At 61.0% G+C, this 7,332-nt stretch carries 8 protein-coding genes and 1 tRNA gene; 7 read left to right on the forward strand and 2 right to left on the reverse strand.

From position 1 onward, the window contains the following. Nucleotides 1–2: 2 nt before the first annotated feature. Nucleotides 3–170: a DUF1674 domain-containing protein gene (locus GGR39_RS03655; protein ID WP_082668048.1), complete on the reverse strand. Its 168-nt coding sequence runs from the start codon at nucleotides 168–170 to the stop codon at nucleotides 3–5. Between the two features lie 55 nt (nucleotides 171–225). Between GGR39_RS03655 and GGR39_RS03660 the strand changes: the two genes are divergently transcribed. Beyond that, a complete protein-coding gene (locus GGR39_RS03660) occupies nucleotides 226–1,458 on the forward strand; it encodes an RsmB/NOP family class I SAM-dependent RNA methyltransferase (RefSeq protein WP_183615880.1) in 1,233 nt (410 codons plus the stop codon). Nucleotides 1,459–1,658: 200 nt separating this feature from the next. Here GGR39_RS03660 and msrA read toward each other — a convergent pair whose 3' ends face one another. Continuing rightward, a complete protein-coding gene (gene msrA, locus GGR39_RS03665; protein ID WP_183615881.1) occupies nucleotides 1,659–2,186 on the reverse strand; it encodes a peptide-methionine (S)-S-oxide reductase MsrA in 528 nt (175 codons plus the stop codon). 116 nt (nucleotides 2,187–2,302) lie between these two features. On the opposite strand from msrA, the gene GGR39_RS03670 reads away from it, so the two are divergent. From GGR39_RS03670 to GGR39_RS03695, 6 genes are all read left to right on the forward strand, one after another. Then, nucleotides 2,303–3,157 carry a class I SAM-dependent methyltransferase gene (locus tag GGR39_RS03670; RefSeq protein ID WP_183615882.1) on the forward strand — a complete coding sequence of 285 codons (855 nt, stop codon included), beginning with the start codon at nucleotides 2,303–2,305 and terminating at the stop codon, nucleotides 3,155–3,157. 12 nt (nucleotides 3,158–3,169) lie between these two features. Beyond that, entirely contained in the window at nucleotides 3,170–4,021 is an 852-nt protein-coding gene (gene aguB, locus GGR39_RS03675) for an N-carbamoylputrescine amidase (protein ID WP_058737179.1), read from the forward strand. Between the two features lie 7 nt (nucleotides 4,022–4,028). Further along, nucleotides 4,029–4,565: a 2-amino-4-hydroxy-6-hydroxymethyldihydropteridine diphosphokinase gene (gene folK / locus GGR39_RS03680; protein ID WP_183615883.1), complete on the forward strand. Its 537-nt coding sequence runs from the start codon at nucleotides 4,029–4,031 to the stop codon at nucleotides 4,563–4,565. Beyond that, a tRNA-Lys gene (locus GGR39_RS03685) sits at nucleotides 4,556–4,631 on the forward strand. The genes folK and GGR39_RS03685 overlap by 10 nt, the downstream gene beginning before the upstream one ends. Before the next feature lie 215 nt (nucleotides 4,632–4,846). Further along, nucleotides 4,847–5,506, forward strand: coding sequence for a transposase (locus tag GGR39_RS17060; RefSeq protein ID WP_221225906.1), 660 nt, complete (start codon nucleotides 4,847–4,849; stop codon nucleotides 5,504–5,506). A 116-nt stretch (nucleotides 5,507–5,622) separates the two neighbouring features. Next, nucleotides 5,623–7,032, forward strand: a complete 1,410-nt coding sequence (locus GGR39_RS03695; RefSeq protein ID WP_183615884.1) for a Hint domain-containing protein — start codon at nucleotides 5,623–5,625, stop codon at nucleotides 7,030–7,032. Nucleotides 7,033–7,332: the final 300 nt, after the last annotated feature.

Below are 7,332 nucleotides of genomic sequence, written 5' to 3' on the forward strand. Positions count from 1 at the left end.
GCTTAGAAATCTATCGCGATGCCCTTGTGCACCCAGTCGCCATAGCGCGTGGGGGAGAGGCCGTCGGGGTCCTGCTGGTCTTTTGGGGCCTCAGGCTTGGGCGGCGGCGCGTCAGACCAGTGCGCGGGCTTGCGGAAGGTCTCTGGCCGTTTGGTGGCTCGCTGTGTCATGGATTTGCATGTGGGGCGGGTGGCGCCGCTTGGCAATCGGGCTTAGGGGCCACCCATGGACATTCCCGGCCTTCCGGCGCGCCGCGCCGCCCTCAACCTAATCGATGCGGTGCTACGGCGTGGAGAAACGCTGGAGCAGGCGGGCGGCTCTGCCTTGGCGCGCGTGCGGGGCGATGCCGATCGAGCGCTGGCCCGCGCCATCGCCACCGAAGTGTTGCGCTGGCGAACCGATCTGGACGCGCTGATCGACAGCGCGACTCAGCAACCTTTGCCCGACGATGCCAAGCCGCGCGCGGTGCTGGAGATCATGCTGGTGCAGGCCCTGCGGTTGGAGACGCCGCCGCATGCCGCGATCGCCACCGGGCTGCCGTTGCTGATGGGCGGACCGCGCCGGCTGGCGCATGGCGTATTCTCTACACTGATGAAGCAAGGTGTGGCTCTGCCCGAAGCGCCCACGCTGCCGCCGCAGGTGCAGGAACGCTGGGGCGCACGAGCCGCGTCGATCGCCCGAGGCCTGGCTGAACCGCCGCCGCTGGACCTCAGCCTGCGCGATCCTGCCGAGACGGCGCACTGGGTCGAGCGACTGGGCGGGCTTTCGCTCGCGCCCGGCCATGTCCGCCTGCCACGCGGCGCGGCGATCGACAGCTTGCCTGGTTATCGCGAAGGTGCGTGGTGGGTGCAGGATTTCGCGGCCAGTCTTCCCGTGCGCCTGCTGGGGACGGGCGAGGGTCGCCGTGCCTTGGATCTTTGCGCTGCGCCGGGCGGAAAGACGCTGCAGCTTGCCGCCGCCGGTTGGGACGTTACCGCTCTGGACGTCAGCAAGCGCAGGCTGGAGCGGCTGCGCGACAATCAGGATCGCACCGGCTTGTCAGCCACGATCGTCACGGCCGATGCCCGCACGTGGGAGCCGGAAGCGCAGTTCGACGCGATCCTGCTGGACGCGCCGTGCACCGCCACGGGCACGTGCCGTCGCAACCCGGACGTCCTTCACCGTGTCGGATCTAGGCAGATCGGCGAGATGGCGGAGTTGCAGGCTGCATTGGCCGAACGCGCCTCGACCTGGCTCGCGCCGGGTGGAAGGCTGATCTACGCCGTCTGCTCGCTGGAACCGGAAGAGGGCGAGGATCAGGCGGCGCGGATCGGTCTGACACGCGATCCGATCGCGGCGGGCGAGGTGCCGGAGTTGCTCACGCCGGATGACAGCGGCTGGTTGCGGACCGACCCCGGAATGCTGGCGGAGCAGGGCGGGCTGGACGGGTTCTTTATCGGGCGCTGGCGCAAGGAGTGATTGGCTAGGGAGCTAAGATTTCGACTTCCCCGTTCGTGTCGAGCTTAGCCGAGACACGGCAGTGCGGGGATCACGTGTCTCGACTACGCTCGACATGAACGGAGCGGAGGGTGTGTCCCAATGTTATTCCGAAACCAACTCGGGGTGACACCGGGCTCCCATAAAGTGGGGCGGGAAAAGCCGAACCCGCCCCGCAATTCTCAGGCTTTTACTTTTGCCTGAAAGCTCTTGCGCAGCTTCATCAGCTTGGGCGGGATCACCGCCAGGCAATAGGGGTTGCGCTGACCTTCGCCGTCCCAATACTCCTGGTGATAGTCCTCGGCCGGATACCACTGCGCCGGCCCTTCGATGGTGGTCACAACCCGGCCGCCATGCTCTTCGTTGGCGCGGGCGATCGCCGCTTCCGCCTCGGCACGCTGATCATCGTCCAGGGGAAAGATCGCGGAGCGATACTGCGTGCCTACGTCGTTGCCCTGGCGGTTCAACTGCGTCGGGTCATGCGTGCCCAGGAATACGTCGAAAATCTCGGCGAGGGAGATCGCTGCCGGATCGAACACCACCTTGATCGCCTCGGCATGGCCGGTCGTCCCCGAGCAAACCTGCTTGTAGGTGGGATCGGGCACGCTACCCCCGATGTAGCCGCTTTCCACCGACTGCACGCCCACCACGTCACGAAAAACCGCTTCTGTGCACCAGAAGCACCCGCCTGCCACTATTGCCGTTTCCATGTGGTCTATCATCCCGTCATAAATCTTTGTGGATCGCTAGATAGGCATCGCGGTGGTGCTTGCCATCTCCCCTTGGGCCAGTAGGTTCGCGCCATTCAATACGAGGAGATTTGCCGATGCGCCGCTTCCTGCTTTCGCTTGCGACCGGCATGGGTCTTCTGGCCGTTCCTGCCGGCGGCAAGCCTGCACCAAGCCCGGCTGCGACTTGCAACGGCTGTGAGGCGCTGCTGGAACTTGCCGCCGCCAATCCGAAGCGGGAGAAGGATCGCGCTCGCGACGCGGCCCGTCATCCGGTGGAGACAATGGCGTTCTTCGGGGTGCGCCCGGATATGAAAGTGGGCGAATATGCCCCGGGCGGAGAGTGGTACTCGCGCTTCCTGGGGCTGTATCTTGGCAAGCAGGGCAAGCTGGTGGGCCTGTTCTTCAACCCTGACGCGCCGGCCTACGATGCGAAGATGCGTTCCGGCATTGCCGCCGGCGTCGCAAAATATCCGCAGGACGTGGCGGGCTTCACCGGCTTTCCCGCCGGCAACTTTTCGGCGATGACGTTGAAGGATGTGCCGGCAGACCAAAAGGGCACCTTCGATCGCATCCTGATCCCGCGCATGCTGCACAACATGCTGCAATGGAACAATGCGGACAGCGAACTGAAGGCGATGCGCGAATTGCTGAAGCACGATGGCATGATCGGCATCGAACAGCATCGCGCCAAGGCTGATGCGCCCTTTGCCTATGCCGATGGATCGAACGGGTATCTGCGGCAGGCGGACGTGATCCGCTTGATGGAGCTGAACGGCTTCGAACTTGTCCGCGCGTCAGAGATCAACGCCAATCCCAAGGATAGCGCCAATTGGCCCGAAGGCGTCTGGACCCTCCCGCCCACTCTGGCGTTGAAGGATCAGGATCGCGCAAAGTACCAGGCGATTGGCGAAAGCGATCGGATGACCTTGCTGTTTCGCAAACGCCCCTAATATCAGCGCGCCATGACCAATATCACCGTCGCCACCCTGCAGCTCGCCCTCAATTCCACCGATGAGGGCCAAAATATCGCCGCCGTTTCCGCCTTGGTGGAAGAGGCGGCGGGGCAGGGCGCGCAGATCATCCTGCCGCCCGAGCTGTTCTCCGGCCCCTACTTCTGCAAGGTGGAAGAAGAGGAGCTGTTCGCGCTCGCCCGGCCGACGGCGCAGCATCCCTCGGTCATGGCGATGCAAAAGGTGGCGGCGAAGCTGAAGGTGGCGATCCCAACCAGCTTCTTCGAACGCGACGGGCACCATTATTACAATACGCTGGCGATGATCGACCCGCACGGCGAGATCATGGGCACCTATCGCAAGAGCCATATTCCTGACGGGCCGGGTTACGAGGAGAAGTATTACTTCCGCCCCGGCAACGATGGTTTCAAGGTTTGGGATCTGTTCGGCACCCGGATCGGCGTGGGCATCTGCTGGGACCAATGGTATCCCGAATGCGCGCGGGTGATGGCGCTGATGGGTGCGGAACTGCTGTTCTACCCCACGGCGATCGGTTCCGAGCCTTACGATGTCAGCCTTGATACCAGCCGCATGTGGCGCCGCGCGATGCTGGGCCATGCGGTTTCAAACTGCATGCCGGTGATCGCCGCCAACCGCATCGGCGTGGAGGATGGCCAGGCGTTCTACGGCCATTCCTTCATTACCGACGAATGGGGCGATTTCCTGGGCGAATTCGGGCGCGATGAAACCGGCGTGCTGACCGCTGAGATCGATCTGGCACGCGCTGCCAAGCACCGGGCGGGCATGGGCTTTTTTCGCGATCGGCGGCCGCAGCTTTACACCCGTATCGCGCAGGACATCTGAGGCGGCGATGGCCCGGCATCGCTACCTGATCGCGCTGGGCTCCAACATGCGCCACCCGCGCCACGGTGCGCCCGAGGCTGTCCTGCGCGCCGCATTCAAGGCCCTCGATCGCAAGCGACTGACGTTGGAGGCCGCCTCACGCATCATCGCGTCGGCCCCCCATGGCCCTTCGCGGCGCCGCTATGCCAATGCGGTCGCCATTGTCCACACCCGTCTGCGGCCACCGCGCCTGCTGCGCCGCCTGCAACGACTGGAGGCACGCTTCGGCCGCCGCCCGGGCGGTATGGCCTGGGGTGCGCGCGTGCTCGACCTTGATATCGTGCTGTGGAGCGGCGGAGCTTTCGCCCAGGAAGATCTGGTTATCCCCCACCCGTTGTTCCGCACGCGGGACTTTGTGCTGCGGCCTGCTGTCCAAATTGCAGGCAAGTGGCGCGATCCGTTGAGCGGCCTGACCCTAAACCACCTCAACGCCCGCTTGACCCGACCGCGCCCCGCCCTTAGGGCACACCCATCCCGCACCCAGCCGCGGCACGGGGGCCCATAGCTCAGTCGGTAGAGCAACTGACTTTTAATCAGTAGGTCGCTGGTTCGAACCCAGCTGGGCTCACCATATTGTTTTCATTCCGAAAAATGCGTTTCGGCATGAGCCAGTTTAGCTGGGCTAAAGCTTGGCCAGTAAGCACCGGGTAACAACGTGAGCGTTTTCAGTGGCGGTCAGCCATCGGGCTCAATCCTTCCGGCCTGGGAGCTAAAGACCCGCAAAAACCGATAGCGTATAGATGGCGATGATGATTCATTGATGTGGCGCGATCACGGAGGCCAGTCATGGATTCCAAGTCCCTGTTCAGTTTGACCGATCACCTTGAGGAATTGAGCAAGGAGGGCGATCCGCTTGAGGCTTTGCAGGAGACGGTGGATTTTGAGTATTTCCGGGCATGGCTGGTCGAAGGGCTTGGTTATGGCGACGGAGCCAAAGGCGGGCGCCCACCCTTCGATCCGGTGATGATGTTCAAGGCCCTGATCCTGCAGGCGCAGCATAATCTGTCAGACGCCCGGATGGAGTTCATGATCCGCGATCGGCTGAGTTGGCTGCGGTTTCTGGGACTGTCGCTTGGAGACCGGACGCCGGATGAGAACACGATCCGGCATTTTCGCAATCGCCTGACTGAGACGGGAACGCTCAAGCGGGTGATGAAGGCCTTTGATTGGCAACTCCAGAAGAAGGGCTACATTCCAATGTCCGGGCAACGAACGCCGGGAATGCAGGGGCTGACTCTGTCGGCAAGCCGGCCAAACCGGCGAAATCAACGCCCGGCATCATGGAAATCGGTCCGAACGATGCCTTTGATGCGTCCCGAAGCCTCGACGTCATCAAACCAGCCCGCTTCGCCAGAAACTACCCGGTTTTTGCGGGTCTCCAGCTGGCGCATGGGTGAGGTCAGCCACTCCCCAAGACCAGACGTATCGATCGCTGATTCTCGTTGACTGTGCTGCAATCACTTGAAAAGAGTAGCGAAGTTGAAAGCGTGGCCTCGAAGCCAGCTTCACCTCCACGGATCACACGAGTGAATTGGGGAATGATCAATCTGAGGGGTAATTAGGTGTACGGATCCGATGCAAACGCGATTTCAGGAAAGTATTTTCCTGCAGACTATCTTTATACACCTTTCTTCTTTAGCTCCGAGTCGGCGACTGTAGATGGCGAAACGACATACACCGGTTCAATTGGAGGGGTTCACACAGCGTTCTTCAAGGAGGGCTCCTTTACCATCATCGATGCGGACAAAGGCTTGGTCCAACTCAATGGGGAAAACTACCACATCATGGGGTCGTCTTCGGATGGCCAAAACCTGGTAATGGGAACGGAACGGACTGAGACGATCGGGTCGATCACATCCACCACTGTGTATCCGTCATTAGTAATTTCGAACAGCGGGCTGTTTCCTCCAGAACCAACCAACTTCGCAACTTCCAATCCCTACAACACGCCTAATCCGGTGTGCTATGCAGAGGGCACGCTCCTAAGCACCGAAGGAGGCTATGTTGCGATCGAGAGCCTAGCGGTTGGCGACAAAATCGAGCTTGTTGATGGCTCGTTCCGTCCAATAAAGTGGATCGGCAGCCAAACAGTTCAGTGCAATACACCATTCGCTCAGAGCACCAAGCCCATCCGAATACGTGCGCACGCTTTTGGTGAAGGGCGTCCATTCATAGACTTGGTAGTCTCCCCTGGCCACCGCCTGATGGTAAGCTGCATTGAGGACCATCTCGTTCGCGCAGAGCTAATTGTTAATGGTTCGTCGATCCTCATCGAAGAAGTCGATCAAGTGAACTATTGGCACGTTGAGCTAGAACAGCACGCCGTTGTTCTGGCAAATGGCTTGGCTGCGGAAACATACTACGACACAGGCAATCGTGCGTTCTTTACCGCTGATGGTACCATGGGACATGACGCCGATGCTGAGGCGCACGCCCCTGAGTGTCTGCCTTCGATTACGGGTGGCCATGTCCTGGCAGCAATACGCGCAGTGACGATGGACCGCGCAGCCCGGATTGAGGCGAAGCCCCCGCTCGACAAAATCGAGGTTGCACTGGCGGTGGGTGACTTGATGGTCCAACCTATCGTCGCTGGGGACCATTGCCTGACCTTCCATGTGTCGGAGCTAGCGAATGATCTTCGTCTGATATCTGGCGTGGAGACGCCTATGTGGATGGATCCTGCATCCACAGATGCGCGTTCGTTAGGCGTACTTCTCACAGGCTTGGATGTGGTGGATGGCGATGGAACCGCGCGTTCGATCCAGCTTTCTGCCCTTAATCACGAGCATGGCTTCCATTCCTTGGAGAGCGACGGTACCAATGAGTGGAGGTGGACAAACGGAAACGCGACGCTTCCTTTGGCGTTATTTGAAGGCCTAGTAGGGTCACTCACCTTATGTTTCAGCTACGGCCGGATTGCAGCAGGCACTATGCGACGCGAGGGTTTTGTTAGGCACAACATCGCCGCCTGACGTCCAAAATCTGAAGAGCGGCGTCATCGGATCTTTCAAGCGATGACGCCGCTCTTGCTTAGCTTTTCTTCTAGGCTAAGCGCTAAAGTGCGGCTTCAACGAAACTCACGCAAAGTACTTGCCTCGGGCCAACGGGTCCATGTTCGCTCTCCCATCTGGCTTGGCAATCATCACTGCTCTCACCCTTGTCGCGCAGCAGGACTAGTGGCCTGCTGCGGGTTGGGTGGACACCGAGATAGGATGTTTCCACCTGTCGGAGGTCCGCAATGCAACGAAGGAAATTCAGCCGCGAGTTCAAGC

Origin of the sequence: Novosphingobium fluoreni, assembly GCF_014196615.1 — a bacterium.
Classification (GTDB): domain Bacteria; phylum Pseudomonadota; class Alphaproteobacteria; order Sphingomonadales; family Sphingomonadaceae; genus Novosphingobium; species Novosphingobium fluoreni.